The sequence below is a fragment of the Hymenobacter polaris genome (assembly GCF_012927305.1).
GTDB classification, from domain to species: Bacteria; Bacteroidota; Bacteroidia; order Cytophagales; family Hymenobacteraceae; genus Hymenobacter; species Hymenobacter polaris.
The window spans coordinates 307,511-327,527 of sequence record NZ_JABBGH010000003.1; the positions used below are offsets into that span (position 1 = coordinate 307,511).

Consider the following 20,017-nt stretch of genomic DNA (forward strand, 5'->3'; position numbering starts at 1 on the left):
CGAGGACCCGCGTTGGCGGAGCCTCGGGGGGCTGTTTTATTAACTATTACCACGCCTAGCGCAGGCGGTCGTAGCTGCTGCGCACGTGCTGCTCGTCGCGCCGGATGAAGCGGTTGGCCAATAGATTGAGGATGAGCGCGACGGTGGGCAGGTAAAAGGCAGGCTGGTATTGGCCTTCGAGCTTAATGTTCAGGTTGACCTCGCCGCGGCCGGCAAAGTAGAAGGCAGCCCCAAACGTGGCCACAATCAGCAGCAGGTTCAGCGTGCCGAGCTTGAGCTGGCCCAGGCGGTTGCGGAACTGGAAGATTTCGTAGGTGGCCACCACCGACGAAGCGAAGGCCAGCACCGCGATTACCCACACCGGGCCGGCGGGCGCGGGCATGTTGGCCGCCGTGAAGCCGAAGGCCCCTAGGGTCAACTCCTGGTGCGTAAGCGGGTCGGCTTTGTGCCAGAGCGGCAGCGCCAGCATACTTAGCATGCACAGGGAAAGTAGCAGCAAAAAAACGCTTTGGATTCTTTGTATCATCTTTGCGGTTGTAGAAAATGGCCCCGGCCTACCGCCCGGCGCCAGCCCAAAATTAGCCCCGAACCGGCGGACTCTCCCGCCTTCTAACGATAGCAACCGAATGCCAACTGCATATATCGTGGATGCCGTGCGCACCCCGATTGGAAAATTTGGCGGCGCGCTGAGCAGCGTCCGCCCCGACGACTTGGCGGCGCTCGTACTGCGCGAGCTGCTGCGCCGCAACCCTAGCCTCGATAAAAATGCCGTGGAAGACGTCATCATCGGGGCGGCCAACCAGAGTGGCGAAGACAACCGCAACGTGGCCCGCATGGCGGCGCTGCTGGCCGGCCTGCCCGTCACGGTGCCCGGCAATACGGTGAATCGCCTGTGCGCCAGCGGCCTGCAAAGCATCGTTGATGCTTTCCACGCCATCAAATCGGGCGAGGGCGATGTGTACCTGGCAGGCGGAGCCGAAAGCATGACCCGCGCACCGTTCGTGATGGCCAAGTCCACTACCGCCTTTGCCCGCGACTTTACGGCCCACGACACCACCCTGGGCTGGCGCTTCGTGAACCCGCGCCTGGCCAAGGAGCACTACCCCTACACGATGGGCGACACGGCCGAGAACGTGGCCCAGCGCTATAACGTGACCCGTGAGGAGCAGGACGCCTTCGCCTTCGAAAGCCAGCGCAAATACCACCGCGCCGCCGAGAAGGGCCGCTTCCGCCGCGAGCTGGTGCCGGTATTTCTGCCCCAGCCCAAGGGCGACGCCGCGCTGTTTGACACCGACGAGCAGCCTAGGGTCTCGACGCTCGAAAAGCTGGCCACCCTCAAGCCCGCCTTCCAGCCCGAAGGCACCGTGACGGCCGGTAACGCCGCCGGCATCAACGACGGCGCCGCCGCCGCCCTGCTGGTGAGCGACGACGCCCTGGCGCGCTACAACCTCAAGCCCATGGTGCGCATTATCGCCTCGGCCGTGGCGGGCGTCGACCCGGCCTACATGGGCATGGGCCCGGTGCCGGCCATTCAGAAGGTGTTGCAGCGGGCCAACTTGACCATAGCCGACATTGACCTCTTTGAAATCAACGAAGCCTTTGCCTCGCAGAGCGTGGCGGTAGTGCGCGAGTTGGGCATCGACCTCGACAAGCTGAACGTGAACGGCGGCTCTATCGCCATGGGCCACCCCCTAGGGTCGAGCGGCGCGCGCATTACGGCTACGCTGGTGCACGAGATGTGCCGCCGCGAGGGCGTGCGCTACGGCCTCATTGCCATGTGTGTAGGCGTGGGCCAGGGCGTGGCCATGCTGGTAGAAAAAGTATAATTACTCATTTTAGCTGATTGATAAAATCGTTTGTCAGAGCGAGCGCAGCGCGGCCATCGCACCAGCACAATCCGCCTAGGGGTCGTTCTGGTGCGATGGCCGCGCTGCGCTCGTCCTGACAAACGATTTTTTGCTTTTTGCGCGTCCCTGCGCGCTGTTTACTTACGTTGCCGCCCCATGCTCTCCTACGACCCCACCCCCGCCTTTGCTGCCGCCCAGGACGCCGCCGACCCGCTGGCGCATTTTCGCCACGAGTTTTTGTTTCCCAAGGGCTCCGATGGGCAGCCGGTAGCTTACTTCTGCGGCAACTCGCTGGGGCTGCTGCCCAAAGCAGCCCGCGCGGCCGCCGAGCAGGAGTTTAAGGCCTGGGAGGAACGAGCGGTGGAAGGCCACTTCACCGGCGACCAGCCCTGGATGACGTACCACGAAGCCCTGGCCGGCGCGACCGCCCGCGTGGTAGGCGCCCAGCCCGACGAAGTGGTGGTAATGAACACCTTAACGGTGAATCTGCACCTGTTGCTGGTGACTTTTTACCGCCCCACCGCCGCCCGCTACAAGGTGCTGATGGAGGCCGGCGCCTTCCCCTCCGACCAGTATGCGCTCGAAAGCCAGGCCCGCCTGCACAACCTGGACCCCACCGCGGTTATCGTCGAAATTGCCCCTAGGGCCGGCGAGCACACCCTGCGCACCGCCGACATCGAAGCCAAGATAGCCGAGCTGGGCGACTCGCTGGCTACGGTGCTGTTTGGCGGCATCAATTACTATACCGGGCAGGTGTTTGATATGCAAGCCATTACGCGGGCGGGGCACGCCGTGGGCGCCACCGTGGGCTTCGACCTGGCCCACGCCGCTGGCAACGTGCCGCTGCACCTGCACGACTGGGACGTGGACTTTGCCTGCTGGTGCAACTACAAGTACCTGAACGCGGGGCCGGGCGGCTCGTCGGGCATTTTTGTGCACGAGCGCTTCGCCAACCGGCCCGACCTGGTGCGCCTGGCCGGCTGGTGGGGCCACGACCAGGCCCAGCGCTTCCAAATGAAGAAAGGCTTCCAGCCGATGAGTGGCGCCGCCGGCTGGCAACTGTCTAATGGCCAGATACTAACCCTGGCCGTGTACCGAGCTAGCGTAGCACTATTTGACCAAGCCGGCGGCATGCGCGCGCTGCGAGCCAAGAGCGAGCAGCTGACGGGCTACCTGGAGTTTCTAATAGGTCAGTTGCACCTGCCAACCAGCCGGCTGGAGATTATTACGCCCGCCGACCCGGCCCAGCGGGGTTGCCAGCTGTCGCTGCTGGTGCACGAGCGTGGGCGCGAGCTGTTCGACTACCTGGCGGCGCAGGGCGTGGTGGCCGACTGGCGCGAACCCAACGTCATTCGCCTCGCACCCGTACCCCTCTATAATTCGTTTGAGGATGTGTACCGGGCGGGCGCGGCGCTACAAGAATTTTACAATCAACAATGAGCAATTACCACTTGCTCACTGCTTATTGCTCATTGTTAATTATTTATCATGGAAGACTACGCGGCCAAAATGCAGCTTAAATCGGACGCGGCCCTGCGCGAGTACGTGACGGGCTACGCCCAATACCGCGACGAGGCCGTGCTGGCGGCCCTAGCCGAGCTGCGCCGCCGCGACCAGCCTGCCCCCGAAGAAACTGAGCTGCGCCCCCTGCTCGAAGCGGTCGTGCGCCAGCAGCAAGCCACCGCGCCAGCGCCCACTCCCCCGCCCGAGCGCGCCGCTGCCAAGCCACCCGCAGCCGAAGAAACCGAGCTGGACCCGAACGCACCTACTCTCTATACGCCAGGCGTTATCGTGCTATTTTCGGTACTGTTTCACTTCATCACTGGCGCCATCCTGTTGGCCCTAAACTTTAAAACGCTAGGACGTAGCCGCGCTATTTGGGGCCTAGGGGCCTTTGTGCTGGCCTACATCGTAGGCGAGTTGCTGGTGATGCGCCTCCTGATGGCCCGCTACGGCACCGGCGCCCTCGACCCGTTACTGGTCGCCGCGCTCAATCTGCCGGCCATTCTAGCCTATATCTTGTGGTTTTGGCCGCGCTACGTGGGCACGCACCGGTTTCGCTCGCGCAGCTGGCTGCTGCCACTCCTCATCTGCTTTGTAGTAATAGCGGTGCTGCAAATGCTCATGGTGTACCTGCTGAAGCAAGTGCCCGGTGGCGCGCAATTGCTGCAAAGGCCCTAGGGAGCTATGCGGGCCGCAAGCCGCTTACGCAAGCCGGGCCGGCCGCATATCAAATGCGGCCGGCCCGGCTTGCGTAAGGAGTAAATTATTGGCAAGCGCTAGCCTTTTAGCTGGCATAACACCGTTTCGCCGCCTTTTACTTTCTGACCCAACTCCACTTTAATCTCCGCGTCGAGGGGCACAAAGATGTCGACCCGCGAGCCGAATTTAATAAAGCCAAACTCCTCGCCCTGACTTACTTCATCGCCCTCGTTCACGTACCACACAATGCGGCGGGCCATGGCCCCAGCAATTTGCCGAAACAGCACCAGCGGGCCGGCGTCGCTTTCCACCACCACCGTGGTGCGCTCGTTTTGGGTGCTGCTTTTGGGGTGCCAGGCCACCAGGTACTGGCCGGGGTGATATTTAAAATACTTCACAATTCCCGATACTGGGTTGCGGGTAATGTGCACGTTGATGGGCGACATGAACACGCTGATTTGCCGGCGAGCATCCTCAAAAAACTCCGGCTCATATACTTCCTCAATTACTACCACCTTGCCATCGGCGGGGGCTAGCAGCAAGTCTTCGTGGGTGAGCAGGCGGCGAAAAGGCGAGCGGAAGAACTGCAGCAGTGCCAAAAACACTACCACCGACACCCCGGCAAAAATGCGGTTGAACGCCACGTTCGGGCCGTTGTAGCGGCTCAGCAACAAGTTCAGGGCCAGCAGCACTAGCAGGGTCACGAACAAGATGCGGCGGCCTTCCTTATGTATCTTAATCACTGATTAGCACGAATTTTAGCGGATTGCCCGAATTTTGGGGACGACTCCCACCGGCATCCGTTGCTTAGCCGTTCCTTACCTAACACGCAAATTAACGGCAACAGTTGCTAACTGCTTCACGAAAAATGGACGACTACCGGTAGTTAGTCAAGTAACTGACGCACCCGGCAATCGTCCACGAAATCCGTGCAATCCGCTAAAACTCGTGCTAATCAGCGGCCCTAGTAGCCGCCGCGGAATTTATACGTCTGGGCTACCTTGTCAATGGCCACTACGTAGGCGGCGATGCGCAACGAGATGTTATACTTCTGGCTGACGGCAAACACCTTCTCGAAGGCTTCCGTCATGATGCGGTCGGCCCGCTCGGTTACCATATCCAGGCTCCATTTGAAGCCCTGCTTGTTCTGCACCCACTCGAAGTAGCTTACCGTCACGCCGCCCGAGTTGGCCAGGATGTCGGGCACCACCGAGATGCCTTTGCTGTAAATAATGGGGTCGGCCGAGGCTGAAGTGGGGCCATTGGCGCCTTCTACTATCAGCTTAGCTTTGATGTAGGGCGCGTTGTGCTCGGTAATTACATCTTCCACAGCGGCGGGCACCAGCACATCCACGTCCGAGGTCAGCAGCTCGTCAGGGTCGAAGGGCGTGGCGCCCGCAAAGCCCTCGATGCGGCCTTTGTTGGCGTTCTTATACGCGATTACCTCGTCGATATTGATGCCGTTGTCATTCCAATAAGCACCCGAAATATCCGATATAGCCTTTATTTTCAAACCTTTATCAAACATGAGCTTGGCCGTCCACGAGCCCACGTTGCCAAAGCCTTGAATGGCCACCGAGGTTTCCTCGATTTTCATGTCCAGCTTGTTCATCGCGGCCAGGCACGAAATCATCACGCCGCGGCCGGTAGCTTCGGTGCGGCCCAGCGAGCCGCCCATCACCAGCGGCTTGCCTGTCACCACGGCGGCCGAAGTCTGGCCGGCGGTTTTCGAGAACTCGTCCATAATCCAGGCCATCTCGCGGGGACCGGTACCCATATCAGGGGCCGGAATGTCACGGTCGGGGCCAAACACGTCCTTCATCGACATGGTGTAAGCGCGGGTCAGGCGCTCAATCTCGCCAGCGCTCATCGTGGTGGGGTCGCAGATGATGCCGCCCTTGGCGCCGCCGTAGGGGATATCAACTACGGCGCACTTCCAGGTCATCCAAGCCGCCAGGGCCTTCACCTCGTCGAGGCTCACGTTCTTGTCGTAGCGAATGCCGCCTTTGCTCGGGCCCAGAATGGTGTTGTGCACCACACGGTAGCCCTCAAACACGCGCACCTTGCCATCGTCCATCGACACCGGCAGGTGCACGATAACTTGCTTGTCGGCCGCTTTCAGCACTTCGTACGTAGCGCTGTCGAGCCCCAGGATTTCGGCCGCAACGTTGAAGCGCGACATCATGGACTCTAGGGGGTTTTCAGTATTTGCGACCTGCGGGGCCGGCTCCTTGTACACAGTGGTGGGTGCCATCTGAGAGGGTATAAAGTGAGGGTGGGTGGGAGAGGGAAGGGTATGCGCTTACGAAAAAGCGCCGCAAAGGTACAGCAACTCTTTTAGGCTCATTTTTGCCGGTTATACGCGCTACCCCGCCCGTTTTCAGCCCGTTGTCTGCTCTTTGAGGCTCTTTCTTACCCCAGCGCTACCCTAGGCGTAAGCCACTTAGCTCTTAGCGAGCAGGTTTTAGCTATTTTGCCCTTCCGGTGTTACAGCCTCAAAGATTTACGCAGCCAACCCTAAATTTTGCTTTAAGCTGAAGCCGCCCAAAAACTATGCTTTTTTATCTCGGCCTAGTGCAATGCGAGCGCCTGCGCATCAACCGGCCAGCGCTTGCAGCAGCGCCAATACCGGCAGCACCAGCAAAAAAGCGTCGAAGCGGTCGAGCAGCCCGCCGTGGCCGGGCAGGAAGGTGCCCGAGTCCTTGACGCCCGCGCTGCGCTTGAGCATGCTTTCGGCCAGGTCGCCCAGCGGACCGAACACCGCTACCACGCCGGCCGCCACCAGCCGGTGCCCTAGGGGCACATCGGGCACGAAGTAGCCAGCCGCCCAGCCCACAGCCAGCGTGAGGAGCGCGCCGCCCGCCCAACCTTCCCAGGTTTTGCCGGGTGAGATGCTAGGGGCCAGCTTATGCTTGCCAAAGTTCTTCCCCGCGAAATAGGCGCCCGTATCGGCCGCCCAGATGAGGAAGATGAGCAGGAAGACATGGCGGGGCGCGAACATTCCTTTTGTGAAGGCCAAACTATTAAGTAAGCTCATCGACAAACTGACGTAGCATAAGCCAGCTATTGTTCCTCCTACATTGGTGATAGGCTGACCATTATTGGGCCATAATACTATTTCCCGAATTAGTAAACCCACAGATAGAAGGGCGACTAAAGACGCCCAAAAAGCTAGTGGATGGGCAAATAAAAGACTCTGGTAGAAACCAATGCCTAATTGACTTGGCAGAAGAATCGTGTCGCCGTCATTAATCTGTGGAAGCGCGGATAAAGGGGGGTAAATAGTCCATCCAGCTTGTAGCCAGCCAAAATATTTGGCGTAGTACTCATACCCAACAGTAAAGTGAACCCACGCGAAGACTAGCACGCTCGCCACAATTCCAATCCAAAACGCTGGCTTGTACCCGCTGGCCCGCATGATGCGGTAGAACTCCTTGAGCATCACAGCCTGCACGGCGGCGAAGAACAGCCCGAATGAGATAGGGCCGCCGAAGGTGCAGCCGAAAAGCAGCGCCGCCGCCAGCGCCCCCCAAATGACGCGCAGGCGCAGGTTGCTGGGTCCTTTCGGTTCGGCCTCGGGGGCGGCGGGGGCAGAAGAAGTCAACGAAGGCAAAACGTACGGAATCGTGGAAAGCGTAGGGACGTAGCGCGGCGCCCCAGCGTTGCCGGGCCGGCGCACCGGCGCAAAGATGCGCTGCTACCCGCGCACCACCCTAGGGCTCGCCGGCCCCGGCAGGCGGCGGCGCAGCAGCACCAGCAGCCCCGCGCTAAGCACGGCGCTGAGCAGCACCAAGGGCCAGGGCAGCGCCGCGTTGCTATCGGGATTGAAGGCGGCGGGCAGGTGCTTGCCCTGCGCCAGGTAGAGCAGCAGTAGCTGAAAGGCGTTTTGGGTGAAGTGGGCGGCGATGGGCACCAGGATGTTGCCGCTCCACTCGTAGAGGTAGCCCAGCACCAGGCCCAGCACGAGGCGTGGCACAAAGCCAAAAAACTCGAAGTGCACCGCCGAAAACAGCGCCGCCGCCACCCACACCCCCGCGTGGCGCGAGCCCAGCAGCTGCACTAGGTTGCGCTGAATAGCCCCTCGAAATACCAGCTCCTCGGTGGTGGCGGCCGTGGCGGCTATCACCAGCAGGCCCACCAGCAGCCGGCCCGGCGAGCTAAAATCGGTGAGGTAGCGCGTCAACATTTGGGCCTGGTCTTCCTTGGCACGCGCCCACAGCTCGAAGCCGTGCGCCCAGGTGGGGAAGTGGGCATCGGCGTTCCAGGCAATTACCAGCGAGAGGGCGGGCACCAGGCACAAAATGAGCAGGCCCGCGGCCAGTAGCTTCCAAGTGCCGCCCAGGGGGTTAGGGTCGAAGTAAGGTCGTACCCGCTCGCCTACTACCTTCGGTAGCAGCAAGGCGCCCACCCCTAGGCCCACCGACGCGAGCCCCTCGGTGAGCATCAGGGCGGCCCAGCCTTGGGGGTAGCGGCCGGGGTGCAGTGAGAGGTCACTGAACTGCACGAGCGACAAGTGAAAGACGCCCAGCACCAACACCAGCGCCAGCAAGCTGGCTAAACTCAGCCCCGCAATAGTTAGCCCCAGCAAAATGAGCAGTTGCCAACCAGGGGCTACGGTACGCGTCGGCAAACCTTTCATATGGGGGGAGGTGTTCAAGAAACCGTAAATTTGCACTACAATTTGTCGTTTACTGATGCTGCCTTAGCAGAACGTCATTCCGAGCCCGCGAGGAATCTTGCTCGCGCCTTTTGGGATTCGTCTAACGACGCGGGCGAGATTCCTCGCGGGCTCGGAATGACGTTCTATAGTGCCCATCTTCAAGCCCCTATCCGCCGTGCCCAACATCCGAGATATTCAACTGCCCGATTTTCCGCTGCTTCTGGCCCCGATGGAGGACGTGAGCGACCCGCCCTTCCGCGCCGTGTGCAAGGCCAACGGGGCCGACCTCATGTACACCGAATTTATTTCGAGCGAGGGGCTGATACGGGCCGCGGCCAAGAGTCGGCAGAAGCTCGATGTGTTTGACTACGAGCGGCCCATTGGTATTCAACTCTTTGGCTCCGACGTGGAAACGATGGGCGAGTGCGCGGCCATCAGCACCGAGGCCGGGCCCGACCTCATCGACATCAACTACGGCTGCCCGGTGAAGCAAGTGGCCCTGCGCGGCGCGGGCGCCGGCCTGCTGCGCGACATTCCGAAGATGGTGGCCATGACGGCGGCCGTGGTGAAGAACACGCCCCTGCCCGTAACGGTAAAAACTCGCCTAGGGTGGGACGACGACACCAAGAACGTGGAGGAAGTGGCCGAGCGCCTGCAAGACGTGGGCATTGAGGCGCTTACAGTGCACGGCCGCACCCGCGTGCAGCTCTACAAGGGCGAGGCCGACTGGCGCCTGATTGCCAAAATCAAAGAAAACCCGCGCATCCGCATCCCCATCTTCGGCAACGGCGACATCGACTCACCCGAAAAGGCGCTGGACTATAAAAACCGCTACGGCGTAGACGGCGTGATGATTGGGCGCGCGGCCATCGGCTATCCCTGGATTTTTCGGGAGGTGAAGCACTTTCTGGCCACCGGCCAGCACCTGGCCCCGCCCACCCTGGACGAGCGCGTGGCCATGTGCCGCATGCATTTCGAGAAAAGCCTGGAGTGGAAAGGGCCCAAGGCGGGCATCTTTGAGATGCGCCGCCACTACGCCCACTATTTCCGCGGCCTGGAGGGCGCCAAGCAGTGGCGCAGCCGCCTGGTAGACGCCGAGGATGGCGAGCAGGTGCGCGCCATTTTAGAGGAAGTAGCGGCCAGCAACGCTGTGCTGGTGGGCGCCTAGGGCATAGGGAAACAACTAAGGAAACATTAGTCAGAAGGCGGTCATGCTGAGCTTGTCGAGGCATCTCTACCACGCCACCTAGGGTATCGTTCGGTAGAGATGCTTCGACAAGCTCAGCATGACCGCCTTTTTGCTGGGCTCTCATTACCCACATTCAGCTGGTTAAGCTCGGCGGCAACAGAACTTTGGAGGGGATGCTGGTTAAAGACAAGGCAGCTTTGCGGCGGTTTTCGCGTATAGCTGTTCATTTGCGCTTTCAATCACTTTCCCCCAAAGCACCCCGATGAGTGATACCCCCGCGAACTTCGCGTTTGGCATGATTGGCCTTGGCACCATGGGCCGCAACCTGCTGCTGAACATGGCCGACCACGGCTTTGCCGTAGCCGGCTACGACAAACAACAAAAGCAGGTAGACCTGCTAAGCCAGGAAGGCCAGGGCAAGCCCGTGGCGGGCTTCACCGACCCGCAGGCCTTCGTAAGCAGCATCAAGACCCCTAGGGCCATTATGATGCTGGTGCCCGCCGGCGCCATTGTGGACAGCGTGATTGCCGAAATCAGCCCGCTGCTGGCACCCGGCGACATCCTCATCGACGGCGGCAACTCGTACTATACCGACACCACGCGGCGCGATGAGGAGCTGAAAGCCAAGAATTTGCACTTCTTCGGCATGGGCGTGAGCGGCGGCGAGGAAGGCGCCCGCTTTGGGCCCAGCATGATGCCGGGCGGCGACAAAGACGCCTACAAAACCATGGAGCCGGTGCTGCAAGCCATCGCGGCCAAGGTAGACGGCGAGCCTTGCGTGGCTTGGCTGGGGCCGGGCGCCGCCGGGCACTTCGTGAAGATGGTGCACAACGGCATCGAGTACGGCCTGATGGAGCTGATTGCCGAAACCTACGGCTTCATGAAAACCGGCCTAGGGATGGCGGACGACGCCATCGGCCAGGAGTTTGCGAAGTGGAACGACGGGCGCTTGCAGTCGTTTTTGCTGGATATTACGAAGGACATCTTTGCCTTTAAAAACCCCGATGGCGACGGCACGCTGCTCCTGAACGACATCAAGGACGAGGCGCGGGCCAAGGGCACCGGCAAGTGGACCTCGCAGGTGGCGTTCGATTTGCAGGCGCCCATTCCGACCGTGGACTCGGCCGTGTCGATGCGCGACCTGTCGAAATATAAGGACCTGCGCGTGCAGCTAAGCACGCTGTATGAGCCGGCCGCTGGCCAGGTAGCGGGCGACAAAGATGAGGTGCTGAAGCAGTTGGAGCAGGCGTTTTACTTCTGCACCATCATCTCCTACGCCCAGGGCATGCACATGCTGGCGCGGGCTTCTACCGAGTTTAAGTACGACCTGAGCCTTTCGACCATTGCCAAAATCTGGCGTGGCGGCTGCATCATCCGGTCGGCGTTTTTGAATGACATCTACAATGCCTTTGAGCACGACAAGGCCCTAGGGCACCTGCTGCTCGATGGCAAGGTGCAGGAGCTGGTGCAGGGCGCCGTGCCGGGCGCGCGGGCCATCATTGGGGCGGCCGTGGCGGCGGGGCTGCCGGTGCCGGCCTACACGGCCTCGCTGGGCTACTTCGACGCCTTCCGCACCGCGCGCCTGCCTTCCAACCTCATTCAGGCGCAGCGCGACTACTTCGGGGCCCACACCTACGAGCTGATTGGCAAGGAAGGCACCTTCCACACCCAGTGGACGGGCCTGCGCGGCAACGTGGAATCGCCCAAGGGCCAAGCGGCCAACGAGCCGCCGGCCGTGCCCAAAGAGTAAGGCTGCTACCGTTCCCAGACTGTCATTGCGAGCGCAGCGAAGCAATCGCACCAGTACGAAACCCGAACTTCTACGTCCTGACGCGATTGCTTCGCTGCGCTCGCAATGACAATTTCGACCAAGCACCTTCTATGGATTCTAAATTAAAATCGCAGCCGACAATTTTCATCATCTTCGGCGGCACCGGCGACTTAAACGCCCGCAAGCTGGCCCCAGCCCTCTACAACCTATACTTGGAGCACTGGCTGCCCGAGCAGTTTGCCATCGTGGGCACGGGCCGCACCAAGCTCACCGACGACGATTTCCGCGAGCGCCTGCACAAGGATATCGACCAGTTTTCGCGCAGCGGCAAGGCCAAAGCCGAGCAGTGGGACAGCTTTGCGCCGCACGTGCACTACTACCCGGCCGACGTACAGAACGCGGACACTTACCAGATTTTTGGCGAGCACATCAAGGAACTGGAAAGCGAGTGGCAGCAGCCGGCCAACGTGATTTATTACCTGGCGGTGGCGCCCAACTTCTTCCCCATCATTGCCGAAAACCTGGCCAAGGCGGGCCTCACGGCCGATGCCGAGCGCACGCGCATCGTGATTGAGAAGCCGATTGGGCACGACCTGGAATCGGCTAAGGAGCTGAATGCGCTGCTGGGCCGCATCTTCCAGGAAAAGCAGATTTACCGCATCGACCACTACCTGGGCAAGGAAACGGTGCAGAACATCATGGCTTTCCGCTTCGCCAACGCGATAATGGAGCCGCTCTGGAACCGCAACTACATCGAGCACGTGCAGATTTCGGTGACCGAGCAGCTGGGCGTGGGCGACCGCCTAGGGTACTACGACGGCTCGGGCGCCCTGCGCGATATGATTCAGAACCACCTTTTGCAGCTGCTGTGCATCGTAGCCATGGAGCCGCCGGTGAGCTTTACGGCCGAGGAAGTGCGCGCCCGCAAGGTGGATGTGCTGCGCGCCATGCGCCGCTTCACCCCCGAGAGCGTGCGCGACATGGCCGTGCGCGGGCAGTACGGGCCGGGCTGGATTGAGGGCCAGCAGGTGCCCGGCTACCGCCAGGAAGCCGAGCAACAGGGCGTCAACCCGCAGTCGAACACCGAAACCTTCGCCGCCGTCAAGTTCTTCGTGGACAACTGGCGCTGGCAGGGCGTGCCGTTCTACCTGCGCACCGGCAAGCGCCTGCACCGCACGGCCTCGGTCATCACCATCCAGTTTAAGGAGGTGCCGCATTCCATCTTTCCTAGCTCGATGATGGATACGCAGCGCCAAAACCGGCTCATCATCAGCATTCAGCCCGAAATGAGCATCCGGCTGCAAGTGCAGGCCAAGCGCCCCGGCGTAGACATGGTGCTGAACGCCGTGGACATGGTGTTCGACTATAAGGGTACCTACGTGGCCCAGGCCCCCGAAGCCTACGAAACCTTGCTGCTTGACGTGCTGCTGGGCGACCAAACGCTCTTTATGCGCGGCGACCAGGTAGAGGAAGCCTGGGACCTGGTGATGCCCATCCTGACCTCGTGGCAGAACCGGGTAAGCCAGAACTTTCCCAACTACTCGGCCGATTCGTGGGGGCCCGAGGTGGCTGAGGCACTCATCGCAAAGGACGGCTTTCACTGGTTTACCTTGCCGCTGCACGACAAGTAATAGGATGTGAAAATAGGGAAATGTGACAATGTGAAAAATGCGGCTATACCTCCTCAGAGGTATTTCAGCTAGTACTTGGCAACTGGCTAAGTCACCATTTTTACATTTTCCATATTCTTCACATCTCCACATTAATAGACTATGAAGCTCAACGTTTTTCCTACTTCCGACGCCGCCATTCAGGCCCTGGCCGACTACTTCGTGGCCCTGGCCGCGCAAGCCGTGGCGGCGCGCGGGCGGTTTGTGGTGGCGCTGTCGGGTGGCAGTTCGCCCAAGCGCCTCTACGAGCTGCTGGCCTCGCCCGCCTACCACGAGCAAGTGAGTTGGGAGCAGGTGTACTTCTTTTTTGGCGACGAGCGCAACGTGCCCCACACCTCGCCCGACAGCAACTACCTGATGGCCAAAAAGGCGCTGCTCGACCCCCTAGGCATCCGCCCCAACCAGGTGTTTGCGGTGGATACCGAGGAGGAGCCGGCCGAAGCCGCCGCCCAGTACGGAGTGGCCATCGAGGAGTTTTTTGGGGAGCGCAAGGCCCGCTTCGACCTCGTGCTGCTGGGCCTGGGCGACAACGCCCACACGGCCTCGCTGTTTCCGCACACGCCGGTGCTGCATGATAAGACGGTGGGTGTGAAGGAGGTATGGCTGCCCGAGCAGCAGGTGTACCGCATCACCTTCACAGCGCCGCTCATCAACCAAGCCCGCGCAATTGCCTTCCTGGCCTTCGGCGCCGGCAAGGCCGAAGCGGTGGCCCAGGTGCTGGGCACCGAGCAAAACATTGAGCAGTACCCGGCTCAGCTTATTGCCCCCACCAGCGGCGACGTAGCCTGGTACCTAGACGAAGCTGCCGCCAGCGAGCTGGAGCAAAAGGGCGTGTAGTTTATTAGAGCAAAAAAGGCGGTCATGCTGAGCTTGTCGAAGCATCTCTACCGCGTAGCTAACTCCAAACATTAGGGTTACTTACACGGTAGAGATGCTTCGGCTGCGCTCAGCATGACCACCTTTTTTTGTTGGTTGTAAGTCTCTAGGGCAATTCCGTAAACTCACTAGCGGGGCGGGGCGCCTCGCCGGGCTTGAGCAGCATGGGTTGACCGTGCTGAATGACGATGGCAGCTTTGGCAAGGCCTAAAAACAGCCCCTGCTCGACTACGCCCGGAATGGCTTGCAATTGGGGGCCTAGGGCATCGGGGTCGGTTATCTGGCCGAAGTGGCAGTCCACTATCAGGTTGCCCTGGTCGGTGCGGTACTGCTCGGCCGACTCGGTAAGGGAGGTGCGCACCACCGGGCTACCGCCTAGGGCTTGCACCGCGTCGAGCACCCAGGGCAGGGTGAAGGGCACGACCTCTAGCGGCAGCGGAAAGTCCCCCAGCACCGGCACCAACTTGCTGGAGTCGGCCACCACCAGCAGGTAGTTGGAGGCCGTTTCGATGGTTTTTTCGCGCAGCAGCGCGCCGCCGCCACCTTTTATCAGGCGCAGCTGGCCGTCTAGCTCGTCGGCGCCGTCCACGGTCAGGTCGAAGCGCAGGCCCCGGCGCGGCTCCAGCAGCGGAATGCCCACTTGGCGGGCTAGGTTTTCGCTGGCCAGCGAGGTGGCGGTACCGCTTACTTTCAGGCCCTGCTGCACGGCCGCGCCCAGCTGCCGGATAAACTGGGCCGAGGTGCTGCCGCTGCCCAGGCCCAGCACCATGCCGTCGCGCACCCAGCGCAGGGCGGCCGCGGCGGCCAGAGCTTTTTCGTGTTCTTGGGTGGCGGGGCTGAGCAGCGGGGCAGGCATGGCGGGCAAAGTTGGTTGGGACCCCAAAGGAACGGCCGCCCGCCCGAACGGCGGCCACGGCAGGGCGTAATTTTGCTTGATGCCCAGTTCTAGCCTGCCCCCGCTGCCCACCGCTACCCCGCCCACCGTGGCCCTAGGCCCCGAGGCCGCGGTAACGCCCAAGCCGGACGCCATTTCGGCGTCGGCCTGGGCCCTGCTGGCAGTGCTGTCGCTCATCTGGGGTACGTCGTTTATCTTGATGAAGAAGGGTCTGGTGGTGTTTTCGGCCCTGGAGTTGGGCGCTTGCCGCGTCAGCGTAGCGGCGCTGCTGCTGCTGCCCTTTGCCGTGGGCGAGGCCCGGCGCATCCAGCCCGGGCGCGTGAAGTGGCTGGCCCTCAGCGGCACGGTGGGTACGCTCATCCCCGCCTTCTTATTTGCCTACGCCGAAACGCGGCTGGCCTCGGGCCTGGCCGGCGTGCTCAACGCCCTCACGGCCGTGTTTGCGCTGCTGATGGGCGCTTGGCTGTTTGGGCAGCGCCTCACCGGGGCGCGGGTACTGGGCATTGCCCTAGGGCTGGCCGGCACGGTGGTGCTGATGCTGCTGGGCGGCAGCGGCGAGGCTACCGGCCCGCGCGGCGCCGGCAACGCCTGGTACGGCCTCTACATCGTGGCCGCCACCCTAGGGTATGGCCTGAGCGTGAATGTGATAAAGCACCGCCTGCATGGCCTGCGGCCGGTAGCCGTTACGTCGCTGCTGCTGGCTATTATTGGTGGGCCGGCGCTGGCGTTTCTGCTACTGGGTACTGGCTTCGTGCACAAGCTGGCTACGGTGCCGGGGGCCTGGGCGGCGTTTGGCTACATTGCCCTGCTGGCCACCATGAGCACGGCCGTGGCCACGCTGCTCTTCAACAAGCTCCTTCAGCAGTCCACCACGCTCTTTGCCTCGTCCAGCACCTACCTCATCCCCATCGTGGCGCTGGGCTGGGGCGCGCTCGACGGCGAAGCCTTTAACCTCTGGCACGGCCTAGGGATGGTCGTTATCCTGGCCGGCGTGTGGGTTATTCACCGGGCCAAGTAAACAGGTATCCTTACCTGGCTGGGGCAGCCTGCTACTGTACTAGCACCGCCGAAGCCAGTATGATGCTTCCTCTCAGCAAGGCGGTCGGCATAGGTAACGGCCACGTTGATAAATCAGGTAATCCTTTCATTATCAGCAGCATTTAGCATCAATAGCAGTTGCCGGCCCTAAGCCAGCCGATTCACTAAAATGCTCACCTGCGGCTTTGCCGCCGCAGCTGAAACCACTGCGCCACCCGCACCCCGATGAGCAGCGCCACTAGCCCCGGTAAAAGCAAGAGCAGCACCCACGTGTTGGCTTCGTAGTAGGAGGTGTGCGTGCGGTTGCCTAGGTTGACCATGAAGTCGCAGCAATACCAGAAAACCCAGCGCATAGCTTGCCCTAGGGTGCTAAAGGTGCTAAACATAGCGCCGAAGCTGCCGGAGCCGCCGCGCATCGCGTAGCGCCGCATAAGTGAGCCATACCAGCAAAATCGGCAGCAGCAGTAGGTAGAATAAAATATTCATCAGCACGTAATTACCGGCGCCGCCGGCGTGCAAGCCGCGCACCGTAGCCACGTATAGCGGCCGCAAGTGGTAGTACGCCGGGCTATTCGCCCGCGTGGCGTGGCGGCAGCCGTGAGCCGCGCAGTAGCGCGTGCAGCGGGCGCGCTCGTAGCGGCTGGTAGGTGGCGGAGCACTGGCGTTGAGGTAGTAGCCGAGTACGATGGGCAAGCTGGCCAGCAGCAGGGTGAGCAGGACTGAGCGCATGAAGCAACTTATGCAAGAAACTGCGCAAGTGGGCACTACTCATGGCTATACGGCCAGGCCTGGTAGCGCTCGGCCAGACGGCCGCGGTCGGCTTGGCGGCGCAGGTAGGCTAGGGCCCGCGTTAGCTCGGCGGTATCGGCCAGGGGTACCTCGTGCCAGCCGGGCTGCCAAAACAGGGCTTCGGGTGGCAGCTTTGGGCGCACCAGGCGGCGGCAGGCGGCTTCGGTGCGCTGGTGCAGCAAGTCGAGCGCTTTGGCGAAGCTGAGGCTGCTGCGGGCCGGCAGGTGCAAGATGGCGTGGGCATGGTTGGGTAAAATCACGAAGCCGTGCACCACGAAGCCCAGCTCGGCCAGCATGGTAAACTCGCCCGCCAACTTTGTGGCAACTGCCTCGCTATCAAAGTACTGCGGGCCAATCGGCCGCTCGTCGAGCGCCGCGTCGAAGTGGCCAAATACCTGCTTGCGGGCCCGGTGGTGGCACAGGCCAATGGCCTGGGCGGCGGCCAGCGTATTTTGTAGGTTGCGGGCCGTGGCGGCGGGCAGCGTGCCGCGCAGGCGCAGGGTAATAAGCGAGGTTTCGCCGGGTGGGAGAGGCGGCATGGGGGCAAAGCGGAAAAGCCCAGCAAGTTAAGGCGCGACTACTTTGGGGTTGCTTAATTAGCCTCGCAGGCTGTCACCGGCCCCCCGGTTTTTAGCGTAAAAGCCGCAGTCTCCTTCCCTAGCCCCCATTTTGCCATGCAAGCCCCCGAAAGCCGCGTTGTTGTGCGTGGCAGCGAGCGCCAGCCGCTACCCGATGCCTTGCCCGCCCACGCACCCGCGCTCGACGAGCGCCTAGAAGTGACCGTGCGCGTGCGCCCCAAAAATGACCCGGCCAGCTTACTGGCTACCAGTCCTTTTGCCGACCAGCTGCCCGCCGAGCGCACCTACCTCACCCGCGAGCAGCTCGACGAGCAGCTGGGCGCCGACCCCCACGACCTAACCCAGGTGCACGCCTTTGCCCACGCCCACGGCCTGGCGGTGGTGCACACCGATGCAGCCCGGCGCAGCGTGGTGCTGGCGGGCACGGCCGCCGCCATGGGCGCCGCCTTTGGCACCGAGCTGCAGCACTACCACAGCCCCGGCGGCACCTACCGGGGCCGCACGGGCGTGCTCACGGTGCCGGCCCCATTGGGCGACATCGTACAGGGCGTGTTTGGGCTCGACGACCGGCCGCAGGCCGAGCCGCACTTCCAGGTGCGGCCGGGGCGCGGGCCGGGGGCCATTGTAGCCCACGCGGCCAGCGCCGCCTTCACGCCGCCGCAGCTGGCGCAGCTCTACCAGTTTCCGGCGGGGCTGGATGGCGCGGGGCAAACCATTGCCATCATCGAGCTGGGCGGGGGCTTTAAGCCGCAGGACCTCAAAACGTATTTTGCGGGCCTAGGCCTGCCCGCGCCTACCGTGAAGGTGGTGAGCGTGGGCGGCGCCCGCAACCAGCCCACCAATGCCAACAGCGCCGATGGCGAGGTGCTGCTCGATATTGAGGTGGCCGCCGCCGTGGCCCCTAGGGCGAAGATTGTGGTGTACTTCGCGGCCAACACCTCGCAGGGCTTCCTGAATGCTATTACGCAAGCCATTCACGACAAGACTAACAAGCCGAGCATCATCTCTATCAGCTGGGGCGGGCCTGAATCGACCTGGACCAGCCAGGCGCTCGACCAGTTCAACCAAGCATTTCAGTCAGCCGCGCTGCTGGGCGTCACGGTGTGTTGCGCCGCCGGCGACAACGGCTCGGCCGACGGCGTGAGCGACGGCCAGCCGCACGCCGACTTTCCGGCCAGCAGCCCCTACGCGCTGGCTTGCGGCGGCACCAAGCTGGTGGCCAGCGGCCCCAGCATCAGCAGCGAGGTGGTGTGGAACGAGGGACCCGACAGCGCTACGGGCGGGGGCATCAGTGCCTACTTCCCGGTGCCCGACTACCAGCAGCAACTGACGCTGCCCGCTGCCGCCAAACCCGGCCGCGGCCTGCCCGATGTGGCCGGCGACGCCGACCCCAACACCGGCTACCAGGTGCGCGTGGATGGCCAAGACCTGGTTATTGGCGGCACCAGCGCCGTGGCACCGCTCTGGGCCGGCCTGCTGGCCTTGCTCAACCAAAAGCTCCCTAGGCCGGTGGGCTTCCTCAACCCGCTGCTCTACGGCTCGCTAATCGGCAAAAACGCAACCCGCGACATCACCAGCGGCACCAACGGCGCCTACGCGGCCGGCCCCGGCTGGGACGCCTGCACCGGCTGGGGTAGCCCTAGGGGCGCCGCGCTGCTAGCGGCCTTGCAGGGCGGCAGTAGACCGGCGGCGTAGGAATAGTTATTTCAAGCTCACCCCCAACGACCCTAACGAGTCAAATCGCCGCGACCGTATTGTACCACTCTCTTTCCAAAGTAGCGTGTAGCCATCACTGAGTTGCTTTTGCGGACGATTATTGGGGCCTAGCACGTAGTGCGACCTTGCAGCGTCAGAGCCACTCGCACTTTTAAGGCATTCTGTCCACATCTGATACACTCAGCAGCTTATTATAAATTGCCTCTTCAGCAATGTGGGCATCCTTAGGGTCGATAGCCCATAAGCACTTGTCAGTCCATAAAAGAAAGTCAGGGTAGAATTTAGTATTATCCTCGCCTAGCTCAGGGAGGGAACAGGCTGCGGCAGTTGAAATATGTCTTACCTATTGCTAAATGCGTTTTTTACTGCAAGTAGGGAACAGGCTACCACAGAAAAGGGTATAGGCTGCCGGCCGGCTATTTTTGCCTGTCGCACGGCCGTCGCTGTCGCCTTCCCACTCCTGCCATGACCGTTGAACAAGTACGCCAGCTGTTAGCCCAGGGCGAGGGCATTCGAGTAGAGTTTAAGGAGGCGGCCATGGCCCTGCCAGACAGCTTCTTCGACACGGCCTGTGCCTTCCTCAATCGTGAGGGCGGTACCATCTTGCTAGGTGTGGCCGACGATAGCACAGTGCTATGAGTGCGGCCGGAAGCGGTCGAAACGTTACGTACTAACATTGCCACGCAATCCAATAACGCTGAAAAGCTCAACCCAGCCTGTGTATTGTTTCCTACTCAGGCAGTTTTAGACGGCAAGGTGGTACTATGTGTGCAGGTGGTAGCCGAC

The 20,017-nt window shown here is 61.9% G+C and carries 19 protein-coding genes; 10 read left to right on the top strand and 9 right to left on the bottom strand.

Features of this window, described 5'->3' with window-relative positions:
* Positions 1-55 precede the first annotated feature (55 nt).
* Positions 56-526, bottom strand: coding sequence for a DUF4293 domain-containing protein (locus tag HHL22_RS17700; protein WP_262888394.1), 471 nt, complete (start codon positions 524-526; stop codon positions 56-58).
* A gap of 100 nt (positions 527-626) precedes the next feature.
* Between HHL22_RS17700 and HHL22_RS17705 the strand changes: the two genes are divergently transcribed.
* The 3 genes from HHL22_RS17705 to HHL22_RS17715 all read left to right on the top strand — a co-directional run bounded on the left by HHL22_RS17705 (position 627) and on the right by HHL22_RS17715 (position 4,028).
* Positions 627-1,826 (top strand): thiolase family protein, encoded by a 1,200-nt coding sequence (locus HHL22_RS17705; RefSeq protein ID WP_169532737.1) that lies wholly within the window; start codon positions 627-629, stop codon positions 1,824-1,826.
* 177 nt (positions 1,827-2,003) lie between these two features.
* Complete coding sequence (kynU, locus tag HHL22_RS17710; RefSeq protein ID WP_169532738.1) at positions 2,004-3,287, top strand: kynureninase; 1,284 nt, start codon at positions 2,004-2,006, stop codon at positions 3,285-3,287.
* A gap of 48 nt (positions 3,288-3,335) precedes the next feature.
* Entirely contained in the window at positions 3,336-4,028 is a 693-nt protein-coding gene (locus tag HHL22_RS17715) for a hypothetical protein (protein ID WP_169532739.1), read from the top strand.
* Positions 4,029-4,126: 98 nt separating this feature from the next.
* Here the strand turns inward: HHL22_RS17715 and HHL22_RS17720 are convergent, their stop codons facing one another.
* The 4 genes from HHL22_RS17720 to HHL22_RS17735 form a co-directional block, all read right to left on the bottom strand.
* The gene (locus HHL22_RS17720; protein WP_169533511.1) at positions 4,127-4,789 is read right to left on the bottom strand and encodes a phosphatidylserine decarboxylase family protein; all 663 of its coding nucleotides are present in this window, start codon (positions 4,787-4,789) and stop codon (positions 4,127-4,129) included.
* 224 nt (positions 4,790-5,013) lie between these two features.
* Positions 5,014-6,303 carry a Glu/Leu/Phe/Val family dehydrogenase gene (locus HHL22_RS17725; RefSeq protein ID WP_169532740.1) on the bottom strand — a complete coding sequence of 430 codons (1,290 nt, stop codon included), beginning with the start codon at positions 6,301-6,303 and terminating at the stop codon, positions 5,014-5,016.
* Positions 6,304-6,645: 342 nt separating this feature from the next.
* Positions 6,646-7,728 carry a phosphatidate cytidylyltransferase gene (locus HHL22_RS17730; RefSeq protein ID WP_169532741.1) on the bottom strand — a complete coding sequence of 361 codons (1,083 nt, stop codon included), beginning with the start codon at positions 7,726-7,728 and terminating at the stop codon, positions 6,646-6,648.
* A gap of 18 nt (positions 7,729-7,746) precedes the next feature.
* A complete protein-coding gene (locus HHL22_RS17735) occupies positions 7,747-8,688 on the bottom strand; it encodes a CPBP family intramembrane glutamic endopeptidase (protein WP_169532742.1) in 942 nt (313 codons plus the stop codon).
* Positions 8,689-8,884: 196 nt separating this feature from the next.
* Between HHL22_RS17735 and dusB the strand changes: the two genes are divergently transcribed.
* From dusB to pgl, 4 genes are all read left to right on the top strand, one after another.
* On the top strand, positions 8,885-9,877 hold the full coding sequence (gene dusB, locus HHL22_RS17740) for a tRNA dihydrouridine synthase DusB (RefSeq protein ID WP_169532743.1): 993 nt from the start codon (positions 8,885-8,887) through the stop codon (positions 9,875-9,877).
* Positions 9,878-10,160: 283 nt separating this feature from the next.
* Positions 10,161-11,648 carry an NADP-dependent phosphogluconate dehydrogenase gene (gene gndA / locus HHL22_RS17745; RefSeq protein WP_169532744.1) on the top strand — a complete coding sequence of 496 codons (1,488 nt, stop codon included), beginning with the start codon at positions 10,161-10,163 and terminating at the stop codon, positions 11,646-11,648.
* Positions 11,649-11,779: 131 nt separating this feature from the next.
* On the top strand, positions 11,780-13,300 hold the full coding sequence (zwf, locus tag HHL22_RS17750) for a glucose-6-phosphate dehydrogenase (RefSeq protein WP_169532745.1): 1,521 nt from the start codon (positions 11,780-11,782) through the stop codon (positions 13,298-13,300).
* 141 nt (positions 13,301-13,441) lie between these two features.
* The gene (pgl, locus tag HHL22_RS17755) at positions 13,442-14,176 is read left to right on the top strand and encodes a 6-phosphogluconolactonase (protein ID WP_169532746.1); all 735 of its coding nucleotides are present in this window, start codon (positions 13,442-13,444) and stop codon (positions 14,174-14,176) included.
* A gap of 145 nt (positions 14,177-14,321) precedes the next feature.
* On the opposite strand, the gene rpiA is transcribed toward pgl, so the two are convergent.
* Complete coding sequence (gene rpiA, locus HHL22_RS17760) at positions 14,322-15,071, bottom strand: ribose-5-phosphate isomerase RpiA (RefSeq protein WP_169532747.1); 750 nt, start codon at positions 15,069-15,071, stop codon at positions 14,322-14,324.
* 79 nt (positions 15,072-15,150) lie between these two features.
* Between rpiA and HHL22_RS17765 the strand changes: the two genes are divergently transcribed.
* The gene (locus HHL22_RS17765) at positions 15,151-16,128 is read left to right on the top strand and encodes a DMT family transporter (RefSeq protein ID WP_241738170.1); all 978 of its coding nucleotides are present in this window, start codon (positions 15,151-15,153) and stop codon (positions 16,126-16,128) included.
* 193 nt (positions 16,129-16,321) lie between these two features.
* Here the strand turns inward: HHL22_RS17765 and HHL22_RS17770 are convergent, their stop codons facing one another.
* From HHL22_RS17770 to HHL22_RS17780, 3 genes are read right to left on the bottom strand one after another with little or no spacing between them, the layout of a single operon-like run.
* On the bottom strand, positions 16,322-16,534 hold the full coding sequence (locus HHL22_RS17770) for a hypothetical protein (protein ID WP_169532748.1): 213 nt from the start codon (positions 16,532-16,534) through the stop codon (positions 16,322-16,324).
* Positions 16,527-16,877 carry a hypothetical protein gene (locus HHL22_RS17775; protein ID WP_169532749.1) on the bottom strand — a complete coding sequence of 117 codons (351 nt, stop codon included), beginning with the start codon at positions 16,875-16,877 and terminating at the stop codon, positions 16,527-16,529. Before HHL22_RS17775 ends, HHL22_RS17770 begins: the two co-directional genes overlap by 8 nt.
* A gap of 35 nt (positions 16,878-16,912) precedes the next feature.
* Positions 16,913-17,476, bottom strand: a complete 564-nt coding sequence (locus tag HHL22_RS17780) for a hypothetical protein (protein WP_169532750.1) — start codon at positions 17,474-17,476, stop codon at positions 16,913-16,915.
* Positions 17,477-17,611: 135 nt separating this feature from the next.
* Between HHL22_RS17780 and HHL22_RS17785 the strand changes: the two genes are divergently transcribed.
* Both HHL22_RS17785 and HHL22_RS17790 read left to right on the top strand, forming a co-directional pair.
* The gene (locus tag HHL22_RS17785; protein WP_169532751.1) at positions 17,612-19,210 is read left to right on the top strand and encodes a S53 family peptidase; all 1,599 of its coding nucleotides are present in this window, start codon (positions 17,612-17,614) and stop codon (positions 19,208-19,210) included.
* A 486-nt stretch (positions 19,211-19,696) separates the two neighbouring features.
* Complete coding sequence (locus HHL22_RS17790) at positions 19,697-19,870, top strand: AlbA family DNA-binding domain-containing protein (protein ID WP_169532752.1); 174 nt, start codon at positions 19,697-19,699, stop codon at positions 19,868-19,870.
* Positions 19,871-20,017 lie beyond the last annotated feature (147 nt).

What these genes read in the sequence shown, in the direction of transcription:
- HHL22_RS17700 (WP_262888394.1), bottom strand. Translation starts at nt 526, where the DNA reads ATGATACAAAGAATCCAAAGCGTTTTTTTGCTGCTACTTTCCCTGTGC.
- HHL22_RS17705 (WP_169532737.1), top strand. Translation starts at nt 627, where the DNA reads ATGCCAACTGCATATATCGTGGATGCCGTGCGCACCCCGATTGGAAAA.
- kynU (WP_169532738.1), top strand. Translation starts at nt 2,004, where the DNA reads ATGCTCTCCTACGACCCCACCCCCGCCTTTGCTGCCGCCCAGGACGCC.
- HHL22_RS17715 (WP_169532739.1), top strand. Translation starts at nt 3,336, where the DNA reads ATGGAAGACTACGCGGCCAAAATGCAGCTTAAATCGGACGCGGCCCTG.
- HHL22_RS17725 (WP_169532740.1), bottom strand. Translation starts at nt 6,303, where the DNA reads ATGGCACCCACCACTGTGTACAAGGAGCCGGCCCCGCAGGTCGCAAAT.
- HHL22_RS17735 (WP_169532742.1), bottom strand. Translation starts at nt 8,688, where the DNA reads ATGAAAGGTTTGCCGACGCGTACCGTAGCCCCTGGTTGGCAACTGCTC.
- gndA (WP_169532744.1), top strand. Translation starts at nt 10,161, where the DNA reads ATGAGTGATACCCCCGCGAACTTCGCGTTTGGCATGATTGGCCTTGGC.
- zwf (WP_169532745.1), top strand. Translation starts at nt 11,780, where the DNA reads ATGGATTCTAAATTAAAATCGCAGCCGACAATTTTCATCATCTTCGGC.
- pgl (WP_169532746.1), top strand. Translation starts at nt 13,442, where the DNA reads ATGAAGCTCAACGTTTTTCCTACTTCCGACGCCGCCATTCAGGCCCTG.
- rpiA (WP_169532747.1), bottom strand. Translation starts at nt 15,071, where the DNA reads ATGCCTGCCCCGCTGCTCAGCCCCGCCACCCAAGAACACGAAAAAGCT.
- HHL22_RS17765 (WP_241738170.1), top strand. Translation starts at nt 15,151, where the DNA reads ATGCCCAGTTCTAGCCTGCCCCCGCTGCCCACCGCTACCCCGCCCACC.
- HHL22_RS17770 (WP_169532748.1), bottom strand. Translation starts at nt 16,534, where the DNA reads ATGTTTAGCACCTTTAGCACCCTAGGGCAAGCTATGCGCTGGGTTTTC.
- HHL22_RS17775 (WP_169532749.1), bottom strand. Translation starts at nt 16,877, where the DNA reads ATGCGCTCAGTCCTGCTCACCCTGCTGCTGGCCAGCTTGCCCATCGTA.
- HHL22_RS17780 (WP_169532750.1), bottom strand. Translation starts at nt 17,476, where the DNA reads ATGCCGCCTCTCCCACCCGGCGAAACCTCGCTTATTACCCTGCGCCTG.
- HHL22_RS17785 (WP_169532751.1), top strand. Translation starts at nt 17,612, where the DNA reads ATGCAAGCCCCCGAAAGCCGCGTTGTTGTGCGTGGCAGCGAGCGCCAG.
- HHL22_RS17790 (WP_169532752.1), top strand. Translation starts at nt 19,697, where the DNA reads ATGACCGTTGAACAAGTACGCCAGCTGTTAGCCCAGGGCGAGGGCATT.